The 18,961-nt window shown below is 61.6% G+C and carries 19 protein-coding genes and 1 pseudogene; 12 read left to right on the forward strand and 8 right to left on the reverse strand.

Annotated elements, in window-relative coordinates; translation table 11 throughout:
• Positions 1–9 precede the first annotated feature (9 nt).
• Positions 10–729: an alpha/beta hydrolase gene (locus C4J88_RS11640; protein ID WP_124406985.1), complete on the forward strand. Its 720-nt coding sequence runs from the start codon at positions 10–12 to the stop codon at positions 727–729.
• A 130-nt stretch (positions 730–859) separates the two neighbouring features.
• Here C4J88_RS11640 and C4J88_RS11645 read toward each other — a convergent pair whose 3' ends face one another.
• Together C4J88_RS11645 and C4J88_RS11650 are read right to left on the reverse strand one after the other, a co-directional pair.
• Positions 860–1,414, reverse strand: coding sequence for a hypothetical protein (locus tag C4J88_RS11645; RefSeq protein WP_124362511.1), 555 nt, complete (start codon positions 1,412–1,414; stop codon positions 860–862).
• Positions 1,415–1,486: 72 nt separating this feature from the next.
• Positions 1,487–3,295 (reverse strand): monovalent cation:proton antiporter-2 (CPA2) family protein, encoded by a 1,809-nt coding sequence (locus C4J88_RS11650; RefSeq protein ID WP_124370450.1) that lies wholly within the window; start codon positions 3,293–3,295, stop codon positions 1,487–1,489.
• A 165-nt stretch (positions 3,296–3,460) separates the two neighbouring features.
• On the opposite strand from C4J88_RS11650, the pseudogene C4J88_RS27710 reads away from it, so the two are divergent.
• The 3 genes and pseudogenes from C4J88_RS27710 to C4J88_RS11665 all read left to right on the forward strand — a co-directional run.
• A pseudogene (locus C4J88_RS27710) lies at positions 3,461–3,574 on the forward strand (transcriptional regulator); the annotation flags it as partial.
• Between the two features lie 94 nt (positions 3,575–3,668).
• Entirely contained in the window at positions 3,669–5,225 is a 1,557-nt protein-coding gene (locus C4J88_RS11660) for a DUF726 domain-containing protein (RefSeq protein WP_124406986.1), read from the forward strand.
• Between the two features lie 38 nt (positions 5,226–5,263).
• Positions 5,264–6,583 carry an Nramp family divalent metal transporter gene (locus tag C4J88_RS11665; protein WP_124406987.1) on the forward strand — a complete coding sequence of 440 codons (1,320 nt, stop codon included), beginning with the start codon at positions 5,264–5,266 and terminating at the stop codon, positions 6,581–6,583.
• 1 nt (position 6,584) lies between these two features.
• On the opposite strand, the gene C4J88_RS11670 is transcribed toward C4J88_RS11665, so the two are convergent.
• The gene (locus tag C4J88_RS11670; RefSeq protein ID WP_124408610.1) at positions 6,585–7,517 is read right to left on the reverse strand and encodes a LysR family transcriptional regulator; all 933 of its coding nucleotides are present in this window, start codon (positions 7,515–7,517) and stop codon (positions 6,585–6,587) included.
• 115 nt (positions 7,518–7,632) lie between these two features.
• Here C4J88_RS11670 and C4J88_RS11675 point away from each other — a divergent pair, with 115 nt between their 5' ends.
• The 3 genes from C4J88_RS11675 to C4J88_RS11685 all read left to right on the forward strand — a co-directional run bounded on the left by C4J88_RS11675 (position 7,633) and on the right by C4J88_RS11685 (position 8,847).
• Positions 7,633–8,121: a DMT family transporter gene (locus tag C4J88_RS11675; RefSeq protein WP_124406988.1), complete on the forward strand. Its 489-nt coding sequence runs from the start codon at positions 7,633–7,635 to the stop codon at positions 8,119–8,121.
• A 4-nt stretch (positions 8,122–8,125) separates the two neighbouring features.
• Entirely contained in the window at positions 8,126–8,581 is a 456-nt protein-coding gene (locus C4J88_RS11680; RefSeq protein ID WP_124406989.1) for a DMT family transporter, read from the forward strand.
• A gap of 89 nt (positions 8,582–8,670) precedes the next feature.
• Entirely contained in the window at positions 8,671–8,847 is a 177-nt protein-coding gene (locus tag C4J88_RS11685) for a metallothionein (RefSeq protein WP_124362520.1), read from the forward strand.
• Between the two features lie 110 nt (positions 8,848–8,957).
• Here the strand turns inward: C4J88_RS11685 and C4J88_RS11690 are convergent, their stop codons facing one another.
• The 3 genes from C4J88_RS11690 to C4J88_RS11700 form a co-directional block, all read right to left on the reverse strand.
• Positions 8,958–9,986 (reverse strand): purine nucleoside permease, encoded by a 1,029-nt coding sequence (locus C4J88_RS11690; RefSeq protein WP_124406990.1) that lies wholly within the window; start codon positions 9,984–9,986, stop codon positions 8,958–8,960.
• Between the two features lie 14 nt (positions 9,987–10,000).
• Positions 10,001–10,951, reverse strand: a complete 951-nt coding sequence (locus C4J88_RS11695) for a nucleoside-specific channel-forming protein Tsx (RefSeq protein WP_124366757.1) — start codon at positions 10,949–10,951, stop codon at positions 10,001–10,003.
• 154 nt (positions 10,952–11,105) lie between these two features.
• Positions 11,106–12,029 (reverse strand): AraC family transcriptional regulator, encoded by a 924-nt coding sequence (locus tag C4J88_RS11700; RefSeq protein ID WP_124406991.1) that lies wholly within the window; start codon positions 12,027–12,029, stop codon positions 11,106–11,108.
• A gap of 210 nt (positions 12,030–12,239) precedes the next feature.
• On the opposite strand from C4J88_RS11700, the gene C4J88_RS11705 reads away from it, so the two are divergent.
• Positions 12,240–13,565 (forward strand): sugar ABC transporter substrate-binding protein, encoded by a 1,326-nt coding sequence (locus tag C4J88_RS11705; protein WP_124406992.1) that lies wholly within the window; start codon positions 12,240–12,242, stop codon positions 13,563–13,565.
• Positions 13,566–13,583: 18 nt separating this feature from the next.
• On the forward strand, positions 13,584–14,357 hold the full coding sequence (locus C4J88_RS11710; RefSeq protein ID WP_124406993.1) for an L-iditol 2-dehydrogenase: 774 nt from the start codon (positions 13,584–13,586) through the stop codon (positions 14,355–14,357).
• A gap of 33 nt (positions 14,358–14,390) precedes the next feature.
• Here C4J88_RS11710 and C4J88_RS11715 read toward each other — a convergent pair whose 3' ends face one another.
• Positions 14,391–15,083, reverse strand: a complete 693-nt coding sequence (locus C4J88_RS11715; protein ID WP_124366761.1) for an NUDIX hydrolase — start codon at positions 15,081–15,083, stop codon at positions 14,391–14,393.
• Positions 15,084–15,229: 146 nt separating this feature from the next.
• Here C4J88_RS11715 and C4J88_RS11720 point away from each other — a divergent pair, with 146 nt between their 5' ends.
• The 3 genes from C4J88_RS11720 to nadE are packed head-to-tail and all read left to right on the forward strand — an operon-like array spanning position 15,230 to position 17,923.
• Complete coding sequence (locus tag C4J88_RS11720) at positions 15,230–15,877, forward strand: nicotinamidase (protein WP_124366762.1); 648 nt, start codon at positions 15,230–15,232, stop codon at positions 15,875–15,877.
• 11 nt (positions 15,878–15,888) lie between these two features.
• Positions 15,889–17,106, forward strand: a complete 1,218-nt coding sequence (gene pncB / locus C4J88_RS11725) for a nicotinate phosphoribosyltransferase (protein ID WP_124370460.1) — start codon at positions 15,889–15,891, stop codon at positions 17,104–17,106.
• A gap of 1 nt (position 17,107) precedes the next feature.
• Positions 17,108–17,923 carry an ammonia-dependent NAD(+) synthetase gene (gene nadE / locus C4J88_RS11730; RefSeq protein ID WP_124406994.1) on the forward strand — a complete coding sequence of 272 codons (816 nt, stop codon included), beginning with the start codon at positions 17,108–17,110 and terminating at the stop codon, positions 17,921–17,923.
• On the opposite strand, the gene C4J88_RS11735 is transcribed toward nadE, so the two are convergent.
• A complete protein-coding gene (locus tag C4J88_RS11735; protein ID WP_124366765.1) occupies positions 17,924–18,955 on the reverse strand; it encodes an ABC transporter substrate-binding protein in 1,032 nt (343 codons plus the stop codon). It abuts the gene before it with no gap.
• Between the last annotated feature and the right edge of the window lie 6 nt (positions 18,956–18,961).

Here is an 18,961-nt window from a genome sequence, read left to right on the forward strand (position 1 = left end):
ATAGATCCCATGCTCAAACTGCTCGCTCTCGCGCTGACCTTGCTTGCCAGTGCCGCCCACGCGGATTCCGACCTGCGTACCGACCTGCCGTTGTCGTACCTGGAACAGACCCAGGGCGATGCACGCAACCAACCGCTGGTGATTTTCCTGCATGGCTTTGGCAGCAACGAGCAAGACTTGTTCGGCATCAAGGATGCGCTGCCTTCCACCTGGACCTACCTGTCGGTGCGCGCGCCAATGCCGGTGGAACCGCGTGGCTACCGCTGGTTTACCAAGACCCCCGGCGATGGTGATTACGATGGGGTGACGGCCGACCTGCAAAGCAGCGCCAGGCTGCTCGAAGACTTTATCGGCAAAGCCACCGCCAAGTACCACACCGAGCCTGACCGGGTGTTCCTGGTAGGGTTCAGCCAGGGCGCGATCATGTCCTATGAAGTGGGCTTGCGCAGGCCCGAGCTGGTGCGCGGGATTGCGGCGCTGAGCGGCAGCGTGTTGCCGGTGCTCAAGGCCGAGCTCAAGCCGAATGAAGCGTTGGACAAGCTGGCGATCTTTATCGGCCATGGCACCTTGGACCAGGCGCTGCCTTATGCCTCGGGAACGCGGGCCAACGAGGTGCTGGAAGGGATTGGCTTGAAGCCGCAGTTTCATGGGTATCCGGGGATGAACCATACAATCAGCGAGGCGGAAATCCAGGACCTGAAGGCTTGGCTGGAGAAGAGCCTGCGGTAAACACCGTAAAAAATGTGGGAGGGGGCTTGCTCCCGATGGCGGTATTTCAGTCACAGATGTATCGACTGATTCACCGCTATCGGGAGCAAGCCCCCTCCCACATTGGTTTTATGTCGCTTGGGAGACTGGCTTACTTGCCACCAGTAATCTGCTTCACCAGCGCCGCATGCCCCTTCACATCGTCCGCCCGCGAAATCGCCTGGATCACCAGCAGGTGATTGCCGGAGCCAGCCAGGAACGTGGAGTTCAGGGTCTTGCCGCCGCCTTGGGTGGCGGTGCTGTCGACCTGGCGCAGGCCAAGGCCCTTGAAAGTCAGTTTTTTCTCGCCGAGTTTCTTGAAGTCGGGCAGGGCGGCGCTCTGGTTCTTGACGAAATCGCTCACAGCGCCATCGAGAAATTTGGCGTCGTTATCCTGGATTGAAACCCCATCGTTACGTACGGTTTCGGCGACGATCACCACACTTTTCGTGGTTGCGTTGGCGTACAGGGTGCCTTGGGTATCGGCGGTGCCGTCTTCAGCCTTGCCGGAGGGCAGGGCGTCGGCGGTGTAGGCCTTGGGCAGGCTGAAGGTGAACTTGCCGCCCAGGGTGGAGAGCGTTTGCGTGGCCGGTTTGGCGGCGGCGAACACGCTGCTGGCGGTAAGCGCGAGGGCCAGCAGCACTGCAGTTTTGGTGAAGGTGGCCATGAAGCGCTCCAGAGATGAACGAAATTGCGGCGTATTCTGTCAGAAAATTCGCAATATCGTTCATCTGCAGCCTCACACCTTGTCGGACTCTTCCTGAAGCCGGTCCATCTCAAACAAGCGCGCCAGTTCTGCACGGGCTTCCTGGGCGGTCTGCATGACTTTGGCCGCATCGTCGTATACCGCATGCTGGGCGGCGAGGACTTGCTGGTCGTGGGCCCTGAAGCGGTCGATGCGCGCATCGGCCTGGGCCTGGCTCAGACCAAGGCCGACCAGGGTACGACGGCTCATCTCCAGGCTTGAGTAAAAGGTTTCACGCACCGGTGAGGCGTCCAGGTCCACCAGGCGGTGGACGTGCTGGCGGTTACGCGCGCGGGCGATGATCTTCATGTGCGGGTAGAGGTTGCGCACCAGTTCGGCGGTCTTGATGTTGATCTCCGGATCATCCATGGCGATCACAAAGAATTCCGCCTGGTCGACCTTGGCCGCATGGAGGATTTCCGGGCGTTGCGGGTCACCGTAGAACACCGGCATACCGCCAAAACTGCGGGTCAGTTCGATGGTTTCCACCGAGGTGTCGAGGGCGATGAACGAGATGTTTTGTGCGCGCAGAATTCGCGCGACGATCTGGCCCATTCGCCCCATGCCGGCAATCACCACACGCGGCGCGTCGCCTTCGATAGCGCGGTACTCCTCGGGCACGTCCACCGGCTTGGCCTTGGACTTGAACAGCTTCGGGCACACCAACAGCAGCAGCGGGGTCACGGCCATGGACAGGGTGATGGTCAACACCAGCACATCATAAAGGTGCGGTTCGAACAGGCCCTGGTCGCGGCCGATCTTGAACACCACGAAGGCGAACTCACCTCCCGCCGCCAACACCACGCCCAGGCGCAGAGCGCTTTCGCGATTGAGCTCGCCCACCATGCGCCCTACGGCGTACAGCAGCGGCAGTTTCAAACCGATCAACAGCAAGGTCAGTCCGATCACCACCAGCGGTGTGCTGAGCAGCAGGCTGAGGTTGGCGCCCATGCCCACGCTGATAAAAAACAGCCCCAGCAGCAGGCCCTTGAACGGTTCGATCTGGGATTCCAGTTCGTGGCGGTATTCCGAGTCCGCCAGCAGCAGCCCGGCGAGGAACGCGCCGAGGGCCATGGACACGCCCACCAGCTCCATCAACCAGGCGGTGCCGATCACCACCAGCAGCGCGGTGGCGGTGGAGACCTCACGCAGGCCGGTCTTGGCGACGATACGAAACACCGGGCGCAGCAGGTAGCGCCCGCCGATGATCACCACGGCAATACTGCCGAGAATCTGCAAGACGTGCTGCACGCCCTGGGCTTCACTGGTCGGATGATCGCTGCCGGCCAGCAGCGGCACCATGGCAATCAACGGGATCGCTGCAATGTCCTGGAACAACAGGATCGCGAAGGCCAGGCGCCCATGGGGTTGGTTGAGTTCCTTGCGCTCGGCCAGGCTTTGCAGACCAAACGCGGTGGAGGACAGCGCCAGGCCCAGGCCCAGCACAATCGCGCTGTTCCATGACTGGCCAAACAGCCACAGCGCCACCACGCCCATCACCAGCCCGGTCAGCAGCACCTGGGCCAGGCCGACACCGAATACCGCCTTGCGCATCACCCATAACCGTTTGGGCGAAAGCTCCAGGCCGATGATGAACAGCAACAGCACCACGCCCAGTTCAGAGAACTGCGCCACGCTTTGCGGGTTGCCGATCAGGCCCAGCACCGAGGGGCCGATGATCACCCCGGCGAACAGATAGCCCAGCACCGCGCCCAGTTGCAGACGCTTGGCCAACGGCACGGCCAGCACGGCGGCGAACAGGAACACCACGGCTGCTTGTAACAGGTTGCCTTCATGGGGCATTGCGAACTCCATTGTTTGCTTGAATCAGATGCTGATGTTTTCAAGGGCGAGGGAAAGGGCTCTATTAGAGCGTGTTTTCACATTTTGAAACTTGTATTTTTGATGCGGAGGTTAATGGATGTGGCTCTTATCTGGCGGATTTCGGCAGCTACGGACGTTTGCTTTTCCGATATGTACATCAGCACCTTGCGCGACTACATACGGGCGATGGGGGGAGATCTAGAACTTATCGCGACGTTTCCCGATGGCCAGGTAAAAATCGACAACTTCGCGCGCTGAACCAGTCCGGCGTCGCGATGCCTGTGGTTTTCATCTCGGCTTGATTGGCTCTTTGTTACCATGGCCGCCCCTTGTCACCAGGAGTCACCGGCCCATGCAACAGCAGTGGGATGAAATGCACCGCACCCGCAAGCCTACGTTCGTCCTGTGTGGCGAGCCTCAGGGGGACGTGCTCAATCTCTACGTGCACGGTTATTCGGCGTTTTTCAGCCAGCAGCAATTGGCCGGCTTCAAGGAACAACTGGCCAGCATTGAAGGCTCGACCAACCTGATGTTGTTCTGGCCGGCGGGGCATTTCCTGGAAAACCTGTTTGCCCCGTTCAAGGAGGTGATCGCCTCGATGCTCGGCGGCGGTGGCCTGGGCGCGGCGACGGTGGGTGTGGGCAAGGCGATCGCCTACTTTCTCGACCATTACAAAAGTGTCGAGGCTCGGGTCGATGAAGTGGCCAGGACCTTGCTGCCCGAGCTGGCGAGCTACCTGCACGCCGAATCGCTCCAGGTGCGGCAGATCAATCTGATCGGCCACTCCCTTGGTGCTCGGATCCTGGTCAAGAGTGTGCTGGCCAGCCCTGAAATCGCCCATGAACTGCCATTGAATAATGTGTTGCTGATGGGCGGGGCAATCTGTACCTCGAGCCCTTGGGAGGCGGTGTCGGCACCGCTCAAGGGACGGCTGATCAATTGCTACTCGAGCAAGGACTGGGCGCTGGCGATGAAGCCGGATACCGAGCGTTGCATCGGCCGCTATGCGATTGCAGTAACGCCGGCACTCAAGGCCAAGGTCACCAACGTGCACCTGGCCAGTTTCGACCATGCCGCCTACTGGCCGCAGTTGCGCACGGTGGTGCAGTACACCGACCTGTTGCAGGAACGCCGTGGCCTGATCCGCGCCGACCTGCGCAGCAGTGAAGCGCGCTTTGCCGAAGAAGATGTTGATCTGTTTCCAATGCTGGTGCAGGCGCGGCCGGATGAGCTGAAGTTTCTCGCCGAGCTGATGGCGCAAAAGCGCAGTGCCTCGATTGATGCCAGCGTACGCGAACCGCGCAAACTCGCCATCGAGTTGCAGCGCATGGGCGGCGACAGCTTCATGAACCTGGCCCGTGGTCACGGCGTGGCCTATCGCCAGATCGCCGAAGCGGTGGCGCAACGCTTGGGCATCAAGTTCGACGAGGCAATAGCCAGCGTGGCCCTGGCGGATATCGAAGCGCAGGTCGCGGAAAAACTGCTCAAGCAGTACCAGGACAACCTCAGCGGTGCCGACCGACAGGCGTTCGACGCCGAACTCAAGGCCGCGATGCAAAAAGAGCAGGGTGTGTTCAAGCGTCTCGACATGGGCCGTACGGCCACCACCGCCTTGAGCGGCACGGCATTGGCGGGACTCACCGGGTTTATGCTGCGACGCGGTGCCGCCACGGCGATTCCGGTGGTGGGCCAGGCGTTGGCGGCCACGATGTTGCTGGTCAGCGGCGTACGGGCTTTTTCCGGCCCGGCCTATTCGATCACCACGTTGGCGGTGTTGGTGGTCGGCGTGATTCGCCAGCGCCTGGAACGTGAGGCGCTGAACCAGGAGCTGGACCTGGTGGTGCAAGTGGTTGAGGCATTTGACCTGCCCCGGGAGACGGTGATGCGCACCGTTGCGTCGGACTGCTAAGCTGGCGCCCTGACTTGTGTGTTTGCCTGGGATCCCGCGTGAAATTCAGCCTGCCGAAAATTGCTACCGCCCCTTTCTGCCCGCCGGAAGTGGCCGGCTCCGTCGTCGTTGATCCCAAGGCGTCGTTTTTCAAACGCGCGCTGATGTTCGCCGGCCCCGGCCTGTTGATTTCCATCGGCTACATGGACCCCGGCAACTGGGCGACCGCCATCGAAGCCGGGTCGCGCTACGGCTACAGCCTGTTATTTGTAGTGCTGCTGGCCAGCCTGGCGGGGATGGCGGTGCAGTGCCTGTGCTCGCGGCTGGGTATCGCCACCGGTAAAGACCTGGCGCAACTGTGCCGCGAGCGCTACAGCAAGCGCTCCGCGCGTACCCAATGGGTGTTGGCGGAAATTTCCATCATCGCCACCGACCTCGCCGAAGTGCTCGGCTGCGCCCTGGCATTTCACCTGCTGCTGGGTGTATCGCTGACCACCGGGATCGTCATCACTGCCTTCGACACGCTGTTGATCCTGGCCCTGCAGAACCGCGGTTTCCGCCGGCTGGAAGCGATCATGCTGGCGCTGGTCGCGACCATCGGCGTGTGTTTCTTCATTGAACTGGTGCTGATCAAACCCTACTGGCCGGACGTGCTCAGTGGCTTCACGCCCTCGCTGTCGGCCATCAGCGACGCCGCGCCGCTGTACCTGGCCATCGGCATCCTCGGTGCGACCGTGATGCCGCATAACCTCTACCTGCACTCCTCGATTGTGCAGACGCGCCTGATCGGCAAGGACCTGGCCAGCAAACAGGATGCAGTCAAGCTTGCACGTATCGACACCATTGGCTCCCTGGCCTTGGCCCTGTTGGTCAATGCGGCGATCCTGGTGCTGGCCGCCGCAGCGTTCTACAAAACCGGCCATACCGACGTGGTGGAGATCCAGGACGCCTATCATCTGCTCGACCCGCTGGTGGGCGGTGCGTTCGCCAGCATCCTGTTCGGCATCGCCTTGCTGGCATCGGGCCAGAGTTCGACCTTCACCGGTACGATTGCCGGGCAGGTGATCATGGAGGGTTACATGAACCTGCGCATCCCCTGCTGGCAGCGCCGCCTGATCACCCGCGGCCTGGCGCTGATCCCGGCGTTCCTCGGCGTGTGGCTGATGGGCGACGACGCCATCGGCAAGCTGCTGATTCTCAGCCAGGTGGTGCTGAGCCTGCAGTTGCCCTTCGCGTTATACCCGCTGATCCGCATGACCGGCGACAAACAACTGATGGGCCCGTTCGTCAACCGGCTGCCGACGCGGATGCTGGCGTGGTTTTTGTTTGCGGTGATCAGTGGGGCGAATGCGTGGCTGATCGGGCAGTGGCTGTTCTGACTCACCGATCCCAATACGGCACCGTCCCAAAACATTCCACAAAATAATCGATCACCGTGCGCACCTTCAGCGACAGCCTGCGGCTGCCCGGCCACAACGCCGCGATCTGCTGGGGCTCCAGGGTGGTCGCCACTTCGTAATCGGTCAGCACCGCTTGCAAGGTGCCGGCGCGCAGGCCTTCACCGATCAGCCAGGAAGGAAACACCACCAGCCCCCGGCCCTGCTCGGCGGCGTGGGTCAGGGTGTCAGCGTGGTTGCCGGTGATCGGGCCCTTGACGCTGTAGGCGCTCCAGTCGCCCTGGTCGCGGCGGAAGAACCAGCGCTCCTGGCCTTTTATGCCCTTGTAGGCCAGGCACTGGTGGTTGACCACTTCGTCGGGATGGCGCGGCGTGCCGTGCTGCGCCAGGTACGCGGGGCTGGCGGCGAGGCGAAAGCGTTGCGGCGCGAAGATCCGCGCCTGCATGCTGGAATCATTGAGCACGCCAATACGAAACAGTAGGTCAGTGCCGTCCTGCAGCGGGTCGACGAAGGTATCGGTCTGCTGGATGTCCAGTTGCAGCTTCGGATAGCGCCGGCACAGCTCCCCCAGCCACGGCGCAAGGTGACGCTGGCCGAACACCATGGGCGCATTGATGCGCACCAGCCCGCTGGGTTCGCTGTCTTGTTCCTGCAGGGCCTGGCTCGCTGTTTCCAGCTGCTCCAGCATCAGCCGCGCGTGTCGCCCGAGCAGGCGTCCGGCTTCGGTCGGGCTCACGGCACGGGTGTGGCGGTACAGCAACTGCTGACCGAGGGCTTGTTCCATCAGTTGGATCTGCCGGGAAATGGACGAGGGCGCAAGGCCTTCGCGGCGTGCTACCTCAGAAAAACTGCCATGGTCCAGCACGGCGACGAACAGGCGCAGCGCCTTGAAACTCAGTTCACTCAAACCCTGCATCATGACTCCAGGCTGTGCGTTTTGCGCAAAGGTGTTGTCTGCATGCTGCCATTTATCGCACAGCCAGGCCACTGGATAATGCACGCCTGTTTTCTTCTTCAAGCGCAGGTGATGTATGCAGGCACATTCTATCGAGGGTACGGCGCAATCCCGGCCGAAGCGAAACATTCTCCGGCTGCTGTTGCTGCCGTTGGTCATCCTCGCGGGCATGGGGTTGTCGGTGGAGGCCGGTCTGTTGGGGCCACTGGGCGTGCAGGTCGGGCATTTATGGGCGACGTTGAGCATCTTTGGCGTCGGCTCGGCGATCCTGTTCTTGCTGTTGCTGTTCAGCGGCCCGCAAAAGGGCCCGGCCTTGACCCAACTGCCGCGCTGGCAGTTGATCGGTGGTTTCCTGGGACCGATGTACGTGGTGGTGCTGACCCTGGCCACGCCCCATATCGGTGTGGCAATGACGATGATTGCGATCCTGTCCGGGCAGGTGGGCAAGAGTGTACTGATCGACCATTTCGGCTGGTTCGGCACGGCGCGCAAGCGGGTCAATGTGGAGCGCTGGATAGCCCTGGCGTTGATTGTGGCGGCACTTGTTCTGATTGCACGAGGGTAAGGCGATGAATCTGTTTGTGTTGTTGGTCGCGGTGGTCGCCGCAGGGGCGGTGTTGAGCGTGCAGGCGGCCATCAACGGTCGCCTGGGGCGGACCGTTGGGGTATTGCGCAGCAGCCTGCTGACCTTTGCGGTCGGTGCGCTAACCACCGCGCTGTTGATATTTTTCTTCGAGCCCGCCCAGGCTGTCAGTTTGTTGGACGTGCCGAAGTGGCAGCTGACCGGCGCCTTGTTCGGCGTGGTGTACATGATGGTAATGGTCGGCGCGGTGCCGGTGGTCGGTACGGCGGTCGCCACGGTGGCAGTGATCGTGGGGCAATTGGGCATGGGCATGCTGATCGACAATTTCGGCTGGCTAGGCAACCCGGCGATCGAACTGTCCGGCAGCCGGATCGTCGCGATGCTCTGCCTGGCTCTGGCGCTGGTGTTCATGTATCGCAGCAATACGCGCCAGGCCGACTGACGGCGCTGAACCTTGGCGCCGCGCCTCGGGTCACTGTTTCAGGTGTGGCGTTCGCTGCACCGCGACGACCATGAAGAAGGAGTCTGACCATGCCGGATCAAACCTGTGCTTGCCCACACTGCAAATGCGTACTGGGCATCGACGCGGTCATGAAGGACGGGAAGGGCTATTGCTGCCAGGGCTGCGCCGAGCATCACGCGCACGGTGAACCCTGCGCTGCGGCGACGGGCTGCGAATGCGCCAAAGCGGCTGCCAACGCGAACTGAACCGTCCAATGTGGGAGGGGGCTTGCTCCCGATTGCGGTGTTTCAGGCACAGATGCAGTGACTGACACTCCGCTATCGGGAGCAAGCCCCCTCCCACATTTTGATCGGCGTCAGGCCTCGGGGACGCCGTTTTTCCATGCCGACCAGTTATTCAGGATCGCCTGTACCAGCGGATTGCCCGTGCGGTACAGGTTCTCCAATGCCGGTACGAAACCGCCTTGATCGGCGTACTTGAGCAGGTTGTCCACTTCGCTGTAGCCCGGATACGGGCGGTCAAAATCCGAGCCTGCACGCACCACAGCCAGGCGCTGGATATCCACCAAACCCTCGCGGCTGGCGCGCAGCAGTGCTTCGTAAGTGGAGTTGTCTTCCTGCTGGGTGGTGCAGTATTCGCCTTTATTATCCGTGAGAAGTTTGGTCCACACCTCGGCGCGCTCACTCAGGCGCGTACCGGAAAACCAGGTGTTGCCCGCCAGGGTGTCGCAGCGGGTGACTTGGGGCGGCTGGTTGGCCGGGGCGGCGGGGTAGTGTTTGCGCCAGGCGGCGGATTCCTTGCTTTCCGTCAGCTCCACCTTGTGCGACAAGGCAAATGCCTTGGCTTGCAGCTTGGGGTTGAGCTCGAACACTTCAGTCTTGTAGTCCAGCGGCGGTTTTTCATTGGGCCCCTTGGTGTTGATGCCGATATAACCGGTCGGCCACTCCTTGGGTGCATCCCGTGAATCCAACTCCCATTGGGTACCGAATTCCACCAGGTAATGCGCCCAGGCGGCGGTACCGATGGTGCCGTGCTTGGGGCTGATACCGGCTATTCCGGCGATCAGGAAATAACTCTGGCGCAGGTCGAACTTGGGCGACAAGGCCAGGGCCAGGGTCGAGGCGGCGGCGTTGGTCTGGCCCATGCCAGTGACCAGCAGGCACACGTCCTGGGTGTTGCAGCGAATCACCGGGTATTCGGCGGACAGGCCCGGCACGCGCACTTGCTGCTTGAGTTCCAGGCGGTCGATCCAGGTTTGCGCCTCGGGGGCGAACATGGTGATCAGCATGACCTTGGGTTTGATCGGCGCGGCGTTGTCTGCCAGCACCAGGTGGGGCAGCAGGGCAAGGCCCATGGTCAGCGAGAGGCGAGTAAAGGTATTCATCTGCAGCTCCTTGATCAGAATTGGTAGCCCACGCCGGCGTAGTAACCCCAGCCGTCTGAGCGGGCGCGGAAGTTGCCTTCACCGAAATTCAACTCGCTGCCATCCTCCCAGTTGCCGCCGTTATGAAAGTAACGGCCGACCAGGGTGAAACGCAGGTGCGTGAACGAGTACAGCAACACGTTGGTGGCCACCAGGGAGTTGGCGGTGCGCGCCGGGTTGTCCTTGTGCAGGTCCGAGCCGAAATCATAGTTGGTGAAGCCGATGTAGGTCAGCGAGGCGCCATTGTCGAATTTGCCGATGGGCACGATGTATTTCATCTGCGCGCGGTAGCCGTCCCAGGAATATTCATTGCTGGCGCCGTAGTTTTCCCACTGGTAACGCCCGTAGAAGTTCGCCGACAGGTTGACCCGCGAGTGGGTGTCGATATCGGTGCCAAGGCCGCTGTACAGGGTGTTGGCGCGGTTCTCCTTGTTGCTGCCGTGGTCGTAGATCCAGTCGAACGCCACATACCATTCCTTGAACGGTCCGATCGCCAGGCTACGGCCAGCGAGGTAGTCGATGGAGATTCGCGGCTCATGCTCCATGAACACGGGCGAGCCATGGTCCCACGCACCTTTGTCATTACTGTTGCCGATGCCGAGGATCTTTGGCACATCGATGTAGCCGTACAGCTCGAACGGCCCCTTGCGCCCGAAATACTCGTACTCCAGGTAAACGTCATCCTGCGGTTTTGGGCCGAAGCTGATGTCCTTGCTGCCGATCAGCGTCAGGTCCTGGTTGAACCACTCCGACAGGTAGACGCCTTTTTTTGCCGGCGGGTTGGCCTCGGGGCTGAGGGTTTCGCCCTGTGCTGAGTCATCCGCGGGTTTGTCCTGCGCCAAAATGGGTGCACTGAGTACTCCCGTAACGGCGGCCAGTAGCAAGGAAACACCAAAGCAAGCGCGAGGCGTTGAGGTGGGGTGCATTGAAAATCCCTATTCGTACGCGGTTTGAACCCGTTTGCGCGGGTGGAGTGAACTTGGTGGCCAAGTCCGTTCCGCAAACGTTTGCATAGGCTGTACCAACTTTGCTCAATCGTCTGAAAGGCCTGCAAAAAAGCCTGATTAGTCGTCTTTATGGTCAGAAATGACTGGGTGTCATTTTTTCCAGATGATTGCCGGTCTCGCGCCGATACTCACTCGGTGTCTGGTTCATCTCGATGCGAAAGTGCCGGTTGAAATTGGACAGGTTCGCGTAGCCGACTTCGAAGCAAATATCCGCCACCGACATATCGCTTTGCAGCAATAACCGGCAGGCGCGCTGCACGCGGAATTTGCGCATCAGCTCGATAAAGCCATGGCCGGTCGTGCGTTTGAAGAAACGCGAGAAACCCGGTTCGCTCATGTCCAGTTGCCGGGCGATGTCTGACAGGCGCACCTCGCCGCCGAGTTCACGCATCAGGTAGGCGAAGGCCTTGTTGATGCGTTCGGCGCTGCGCGGGTCCAGGGTCGGCGCGTACCGCGGGCTGGCCAGCACCTTGAGCTGACAGGGCGGGGCGTTCTTGAGGGTGTCGAGCAGTTGCAGGAACAGGATCAGTCGTTGCAGGCCCTGGGCGTTGCCGATGGCTTCCATCAACCGCGCCGCGTGCACCGCTGTTTCGCCGGTGAACTCAAGGCCGCGTCGCGCGTGTTCGAACAGCGGCTGCAGATCGCCGAGTTCCGGCAGGGCCTCGCGCAAGGCGAGGAGGGCGGCGCCGTCGAACTGCAGCACCACGTCGCGACCGCTGAGGCACTCGCCGGGTGCCAGGTCGCCAATCCAGTCGTGGGGCAGGTCGGGGCCGATCAAGGCGACATGCCCGGCACTGAATGCACCGATATAGTCGCCCGCCACCAGCTTGCCGCTGCCGTGGCGAATCAGGTGGATTTCGAACTCAGGGTGATGGTTCCAGCGCGCCAGCTCAATCGGGTAGTCGTGTTCGAACCAGCGAAAGCAGTGCTCCGGTTCGGGCAGGATCACTTCCAGTTCGGCGGGACGGTGCTCGAACAGTGGGGCGCGGATGGGCATGCGGCTGCCTCTTGTGCGTTGGATACCCGCCAAAATACCCGCCTCGGCAGGCCTGGCGCTACCCCCGGCGTCGCCCCACACTGATACTTTTTTGCGCCTGGGGTGCCGGTTAAAAAAGTATCGGTCGGGCATCCTCCACGGGTTTGTGAGAAACCGGCCCAAGCTGCTGTAATCGGCGCTCAATAACAAAAACAACCGGTGGACACCGCCATGCTATCAACCCGCAAAGCCACGCTTGCCCAAACGCTGTTGCTGCTCTCCGGCCTGGCCATGAGCCTGCCCAGCCAGGCCGCCGACACCCTGACCATCGCCACGGTCAACAACAGCGACATGATCCGCATGCAGCGCCTGTCCAAGGTGTTCCAGGCGCAACATCCGGACATCCAGCTCAATTGGGTGGTGCTCGAAGAAAACGTCCTGCGCCAGCGCCTCACCACCGATATCGCCACCCAGGGCGGGCAGTTCGATGTGCTGACCATCGGCACTTACGAAACCCCGCTGTGGGGCGCCAAACACTGGCTGGAGCCACTGACCGACCTACCGGCCGATTACGATGTCGAGGACATCTTCCCCTCGGTGCGCCAGGGCCTGTCGGTGAATGGCACGCTCTACGCCTTGCCGTTCTACGGCGAAAGCACCGTGACCTATTACCGCACCGACCTGTTCAAGCAAGCCGGCCTGAGCATGCCCGCGAATCCAACCTGGACCCAGCTCGGCGAATTCGCCGCCAAGCTGACGGTGAGGGGCAAAGATCAATATGGCCTGTGCCTGCGCGGCAAGGCGGGTTGGGGCGAGAACGTTGCGTTGCTGAGCACCATGGCCAATGCGTTCGGCGCGCGCTGGTTCGATGAGCAATGGCAGCCCGAACTGACCAGCCCCGAGTGGACGGCTGCGGCCAATTTCTACGTCAACAGCCTCAAGCAATACGGCCCGCCGGGCGTGTCCAGCAATGGTTTCAACGAAACCCTGGCGCTGTTCAACAGTGGCAAATGTGCGATCTGGGTCGATGCCAGCGTCGCCGGCTCCTTCACCACCGACACCGGCCAGAGCAAAGTCGCCGACCGCGTAGGCTTCGCTGCGGCGCCCACCGAGGTCACCGATAAGGGCACTTCCTGGCTCTACGCCTGGTCGCTGGCCATCCCGGCCACCTCCAAGCACAAAGACGCTGCCAAAGCCTTTATCCGTTGGGCGACGTCCAAGGATTACATCCAGCTGGTCGCTGAAAAAGAAGGCATCACCAATGTACCGCCGGGCACGCGGCAATCGACCTACAGCGAGGCGTACCTGAACGCGGCGCCGTTTGCCCAGGTCACGCTGCAGATGATGAAGCACGCCGACCCGGCGCACCCCTCGGCCAAACCGGTGCCGTACGTGGGCATCCAGTACGTGACGATTCCCGAATTCCAGGCCATCGGCACTTCCGTCGGCAAGCTGTTTTCGGCAGCGCTCACCGGCGGCATGACGGTCGATCAGGCCCTGCAGCAAGCGCAGACCACCACTGAGCGCGAGATGAAGCGTGCCGGTTATCCGAAGTAATTTTCACAGGACACCCCGATGAAACGACTTGAAGGTAAAAGCGCGCTGATCACCGGATCGGCGCGGGGGATTGGCCGCGCGTTTGCCCAGGCCTATATCCAGGAAGGCGCCACGGTCGCCATTGCCGATATCAACCTGCAGCGCGCCGAGCAGACGGCGGCCGAATTGGGGCCCCAGGCGTATGCGGTGGCGATGGACGTCACCGACCAAACCTCCATCGACGCGGCCATGGCCGCCGTGGTCGCCCATTCCGGCAAGCTGGATATCCTGGTGAATAACGCGGCACTGTTCGACCTGGCGCCCATCGTCGACATCACCCGCGACAGCTATGACCGGCTGTTTTCAATCAACGTCGCCGGTACGCTGTTTACCCTGCAGGCCGCCGCGCGGCAGATGATTCGCCAAGGCCACGGCGGCAAGATCATCAACATGGCCAGCCAGGCCGGACGGCGCGGCGAGGCGCTGGTGGCGGTGTATTGCGCGACCAAGGCGGCAGTGATCAGCCTGACGCAATCTGCGGGGTTGAACCTGATCAAACAGGGCATCAACGTCAATGCCATCGCCCCGGGTGTGGTGGACGGTGAGCACTGGGATGGAGTGGATGCGCTGTTCGCCAGGCATGAGGGCCTGGCGCCGGGCGAGAAGAAAAAGCGGGTAGGCGACGAGGTGCCTTATGGGCGGATGGGCACGGCGCAAGACCTGACCGGCATGGCGATCTTCCTGGCTTCGAAGGAGGCTGACTATGTGGTCGCACAGACCTACAACGTCGATGGTGGCAATTGGATGAGCTAGAGCCATCGGTCACCCGGGGATCTCCATGTCCGGTCACTCGGCAAAACTGCGGTCGAAGAAGTAAATCTCTCCTGGCTTCAACATCTCCAGCGTCGCCTGTGGCCTGCCGCCTTCACCCTGCTTCTTGCGCCCCGTCTCACGCAAATATCCCGCTTGCGTCAGCTTCAACAAGCGCTGGCGCACGCTGGTCTTGAGCACCGGTCGCGCCAGTACCAGGGAAAAGATCGCGGTCGCTTGCGGCGCACTGAACTCCTTGCCCAGAAACATCAGCGGCAAGCTGCTGTACAGCGCTTTGGACAACAGTCGTTCCTGCACCGCCGCGACGATCAGGTTGTGATCGAAGGGCAGCTTGATGCTGCCGTCCGCCACCGCGTTGAGGGAAAACCAGGCCTGATGTTCACTCAGCGTCACCTCGTCCGCCACAATCGCCAGGTAGTAAGTGGACGACGACCAGCAGCGCGGGTCGCGAAACGCATCGCCCACCGTGCCAACCTGCTCGCTCCAGGCCAGCTCAAGGCCGACTTTGTCACTGGCGCGCAACCGTTCCACGGCATCCTTGAGGCTCAGATCCTGCACGCCACCATTCACCACCACACCCGGCAGCGCCCAATGCCCGGCGAAGGGCTCGGCGTCACGTTTGTTCAGCAGCAGTTTGAGTTCGCCCGAGGCGCGGCAGTAAAACACTGCGCACAGGTCGACGGTGTGGAGGTAGGCGCTAAGTGGCATGTGAAGTCCTTCTGAACGGCGGTGGGGCACAGTCTAACGGATCGAACCGCTATGTCATGTACTTGCTGAAGTACCGGTAAATAAATGTTTCTTGCAATGAAAGTACATGACATGTACTTTTGTTTCCAGGCCACCGGAGAATCACCATGACCCTCGCCAAAACTGCCATCGCTTCATTCGATGTCGACGCCCAGAAGAGTTTCACGCCGTTGTGTCCCGACGAGTTGCCCGTAGCCGGCGGTGATCTGATCGGCGCCGAGCTCAACTACATGGCCAGCCTTGCCGGGCATCGCATCGGCAGCAAGGACGCCCACACCCCACACGCGCCCTGGGTGGTCGCGCAGCACAGTCAGATGCTGCAACCCACGGGCCTCGTTCACGCCGATGTCACCTGGGTCAGCCACTGCGTACCCGGTACCGAGGGCTTCACCTTGCTGGATGAGTTGCCCACCCCGTATGACTACGACTACTTCATCTGGAAGGGTGTCGAACCCGACCTGCACCCTTACGGCGCGTGCTACCACGACCTGCACGACAAGTTGTCGACGGGCGTCATCGAATACCTCAAGGCCCACGGTGTCGTGCGCGTCATCGTTGGTGGCCTGGCCCTGGACTACTGCGTCAAGACCACCGCCTTGCAACTGCTCAAGGCCGGTCTGCAAGTGGTGCTGCACCTGCCGGCGTGTCGGGGCATCACTGAGGCGGGCGGGGTTCAGGCCGTCAATGCGTTGCTCGAGGCCGGCGCTGTCATCAGCAGTACCCGCGAAGAACTGGCCGCGATGGCCACGCGTTAAGGAGACTCACCATGGAAAGCGCGTATGACGATAAATCCCCGGTCATCCAGGGCTTGCTCGACACCGATTACTACACCTTCACCATGATGCAGGCGGTGCTGCATCAGCATCCCAACGTAGACGTGGAATACAACTTCATCGTCCGCTCCAGGGAAAAACTCGGCCACCTGATCCCGGCGTTGCGAACCGAGCTGGAAAAGCTTGCCGGCCTGCAGATGCGCGAAGGCGAGCTGCGCTTCCTGTTCAACCCGCGTTTTCGCGAATACCTCACGCCGGATTACGAGCGCTTCCTCGGCCTGTTTCGCTTCGACCTGCGCTATATCCACGTCAGTGAAGTGGACGGCCAACTGAACATCCGCGTGATCGGCCCGATGCTGCATTGCATCATGTTCGAGCAACCGGTCCTGGCGCTGGTCAGCGAACTGCGCAACCGCGACAAATACCCTGACGTGACCCTCGAAGACGTCACCCGCAAGCTGTATCAGAAGTTCGACTGGCTGGAGAAGAATCTCAGCCGCGAAGAGCTCGCCGACCTGCGCGTCTCCGACTTCTCCACCCGCCGGCGCCTGTCCTTCAAGGCCCAGCGCGAAGTGGTAGACATCATGCGCCGCGACTTTCCCGGCCAGTTCCTTGGTACCAGCAATGCGCACCTGGCCTACGAATTCAACTTGCCACTGATCGGCACCATGGCCCACCAATGGCTGATGGTGCATCAGCAACTGGGCCGTCTGCGCGAAAGCCAGAACGCCGCCCTGGAGAACTGGGTGCGCGAGTACCGTGGCCGTCTCGGTATGGCCCTGACCGACTGCATCAGCACCGATTTCTTCCTCAAGGATTTCGACCTGTACTTCGCCAAGCTCTACGACGGCCTCCGCCAGGACTCGGGTGACCCCATCGCCTGGGCCGACAAAGTCCTGGCCAGATATAAGGAACTCGGCATCGACCCCATGACCAAAGACCTTATGTTCTCCGATGGTCTGAATTTCGAAAAATGCCTGCCGATCCTGCGGCACATCCGTGGCAAGGCGCGGTTCGGCTTCGGCATGGGCACCAGCCTGGCCTGTGATGTGGACGGCGTCGAGCCGCTGAGTATCGTCATGAAGCTGGTGCGGGTACACGGTGAGCCGGTGGTGAAATTCTCCGATGACCCGGTCAAGAACGTCTGCGAAGACCCGTCGTTTTTGCAGTACGCGGCACAAGTATTCAACGTAGGTAGCGTGGAGGAATGACATGCAAATTCAAGAACGGATCGCACGTGCACTGAACGTCAACCGCTCGCTGGGCAAAGGTGGCGAGCCCGAGGAGATTCAACGGCGTATCGACTTCATCAAGACCACCTTGCGCCATTCAGGCTGCAAGGCGCTGGTGCTGGGCATCAGCGGCGGTGTCGACTCACTGGTCGCCGGCCGCCTGTGCCAGCTGGCGGCGCAGCAACTGCGCGAAGAAGACTACGCCGCGCGCTTTATCGCCATGCGTCTGCCCTATAAAACCCAGGGCGACGAACACGATGCCCAGGCTTCCCTGGACTTTATCCTGCCGGACCATATCGACACCCTCGACATCGCGGCCAGTGTCGACGGCCTGATGGCCAGCCTGGCCGCCGCCGAAGCCAGCGCCGCCCAACTCGATTTCATCAAGGGCAACGTCAAGGCCCGTGCGCGCATGATCGCGCAATACGCGGTCGCCAACCTGCACAATGGCCTGGTGGTCGGCACCGACCAGGCGGCCGAAGCGCTGATGGGCTTTTTCACCAAATTCGGCGACGGCGCCTGCGACCTGGCGCCGCTGTCCGGCCTGACCAAAACCCAGGTGCGCCTGCTGGCCACGGCCCTCGGCGCTCCAACGAACCTGGCGTACAAGCCGCCCACCGCGGATCTTGAAGAACTGGCACCGGGGAAACTGGATGAGGACGCCTACGGCTGTTCGTATGAAGAAATCGATGCGTACCTGATGGGCGAGCCGGTGAGTGAGCGGGTGAGGGGACTAGTCGAGACGGCCTACAGCAAGACAGCGCACAAACGCGCGCTGCCCTTCGTGCCGTTGTAATCAACGCTCGATCGAACGACTCCATCGCGCGTTCCACTCCGGACGTGCCTGGTTGACCTGGTCCCAATCGATCGAAATCGCCGTCTGCAGGTAACCCTGCATCGCCTCGACCCGTGCGCGGGTCTTGTCGGTGGTCGGCGTGGTCGGGTTTGACGGGATCTGGTCACCATCTTCCAGCGCCGGCGCCTGGGCTTGGGCGCTGAGCAGGAACGCCGCGAGCTTCTGCGCCAGTTCCGGCTGGTCATTGCGCGCGATCACGCATTCGGCCACGTTCAGCACCACTGCGCCTTCCTTGGGTTGCGCATACTCCATGGGCACGCCGAGCAGTTTCTGGGTGGCGACCTGGGTCGGCGTCAGCGGGAAGATCGCCGCTTCGTCGGTTTGCACCATTTCGGAGATTTTTGCCGAGCTGGCGATGTATTCCAGCACGTTGGGGCCGATGGTCTTCGGCCACGCCTTGAAGCCTGGCTCCACGTCGGCCTCGCTGCCGCCCTGGATACGGTTGAACATCAGGAAACCGTGCAAGCCGAAGGTGGAGGAGGCCAGGGACTGGAACACCACTTTTTCCTTGAAGCGCGGGTCGGCCAGGTCCATCCAGGAGGTGGGCGCGGCCCAGCCGTTTTCCTTGAACATTTTGGCGTTGTAGCCAAGGCCCGTGACGCCTAGGGTCACGGCCACGGCCTGGTCCTTGATTTTAGCCTTGGCCGGGATCTGTTCCAGGGTCGGGCTGGGCGCCAGCGTGTCGCACAGGCCCATGGAGATGGCGCGGTACATGATGCCGTCGTCGAGGAACATCACATGCATCTGCGGGTTGTCTTTGTTGGCCTGGACTTTGGCGAGAATGTCCGACGAGGTGCCCGGCACGATCACCACCTTGACGTTGTTGGCCTTCTCGAAGGCGGGCAGCACTTTATCGGCGTAGACCCGCTCCATGGTGCCGCCGTTCATGCCCAGGTACAGCGTGGGCGCGGCATGGACATTGGACGCGAGCAAGGCGAGGGACAAGCAGGACAGCGCGGTACGTGGGTTCATGGGGTT

This window comes from Pseudomonas sp. R4-39-08 (genome assembly GCF_003852275.1).
In the GTDB taxonomy this organism is placed as follows: domain Bacteria; phylum Pseudomonadota; class Gammaproteobacteria; order Pseudomonadales; family Pseudomonadaceae; genus Aquipseudomonas.

What these genes read in the sequence shown, in the direction of transcription:
- C4J88_RS11685 (WP_124362520.1), top strand. Translation starts at nt 8,671, where the DNA reads ATGCCGGATCAAACCTGTGCTTGCCCACACTGCAAATGCGTACTGGGC.
- C4J88_RS11640 (WP_124406985.1), top strand. Translation starts at nt 10, where the DNA reads ATGCTCAAACTGCTCGCTCTCGCGCTGACCTTGCTTGCCAGTGCCGCC.
- C4J88_RS11735 (WP_124366765.1), bottom strand. Translation starts at nt 18,955, where the DNA reads ATGAACCCACGTACCGCGCTGTCCTGCTTGTCCCTCGCCTTGCTCGCG.
- C4J88_RS11670 (WP_124408610.1), bottom strand. Translation starts at nt 7,517, where the DNA reads ATGCAGGGTTTGAGTGAACTGAGTTTCAAGGCGCTGCGCCTGTTCGTC.
- C4J88_RS11695 (WP_124366757.1), bottom strand. Translation starts at nt 10,951, where the DNA reads ATGCACCCCACCTCAACGCCTCGCGCTTGCTTTGGTGTTTCCTTGCTA.
- C4J88_RS11715 (WP_124366761.1), bottom strand. Translation starts at nt 15,083, where the DNA reads ATGCCACTTAGCGCCTACCTCCACACCGTCGACCTGTGCGCAGTGTTT.
- C4J88_RS11675 (WP_124406988.1), top strand. Translation starts at nt 7,633, where the DNA reads ATGCAGGCACATTCTATCGAGGGTACGGCGCAATCCCGGCCGAAGCGA.
- C4J88_RS11690 (WP_124406990.1), bottom strand. Translation starts at nt 9,986, where the DNA reads ATGAATACCTTTACTCGCCTCTCGCTGACCATGGGCCTTGCCCTGCTG.
- C4J88_RS11680 (WP_124406989.1), top strand. Translation starts at nt 8,126, where the DNA reads ATGAATCTGTTTGTGTTGTTGGTCGCGGTGGTCGCCGCAGGGGCGGTG.
- C4J88_RS11645 (WP_124362511.1), bottom strand. Translation starts at nt 1,414, where the DNA reads ATGGCCACCTTCACCAAAACTGCAGTGCTGCTGGCCCTCGCGCTTACC.
- C4J88_RS11720 (WP_124366762.1), top strand. Translation starts at nt 15,230, where the DNA reads ATGACCCTCGCCAAAACTGCCATCGCTTCATTCGATGTCGACGCCCAG.
- C4J88_RS11700 (WP_124406991.1), bottom strand. Translation starts at nt 12,029, where the DNA reads ATGCCCATCCGCGCCCCACTGTTCGAGCACCGTCCCGCCGAACTGGAA.
- C4J88_RS11660 (WP_124406986.1), top strand. Translation starts at nt 3,669, where the DNA reads ATGCAACAGCAGTGGGATGAAATGCACCGCACCCGCAAGCCTACGTTC.
- C4J88_RS11705 (WP_124406992.1), top strand. Translation starts at nt 12,240, where the DNA reads ATGCTATCAACCCGCAAAGCCACGCTTGCCCAAACGCTGTTGCTGCTC.
- C4J88_RS11710 (WP_124406993.1), top strand. Translation starts at nt 13,584, where the DNA reads ATGAAACGACTTGAAGGTAAAAGCGCGCTGATCACCGGATCGGCGCGG.
- nadE (WP_124406994.1), top strand. Translation starts at nt 17,108, where the DNA reads ATGCAAATTCAAGAACGGATCGCACGTGCACTGAACGTCAACCGCTCG.
- pncB (WP_124370460.1), top strand. Translation starts at nt 15,889, where the DNA reads ATGGAAAGCGCGTATGACGATAAATCCCCGGTCATCCAGGGCTTGCTC.
- C4J88_RS11650 (WP_124370450.1), bottom strand. Translation starts at nt 3,295, where the DNA reads ATGCCCCATGAAGGCAACCTGTTACAAGCAGCCGTGGTGTTCCTGTTC.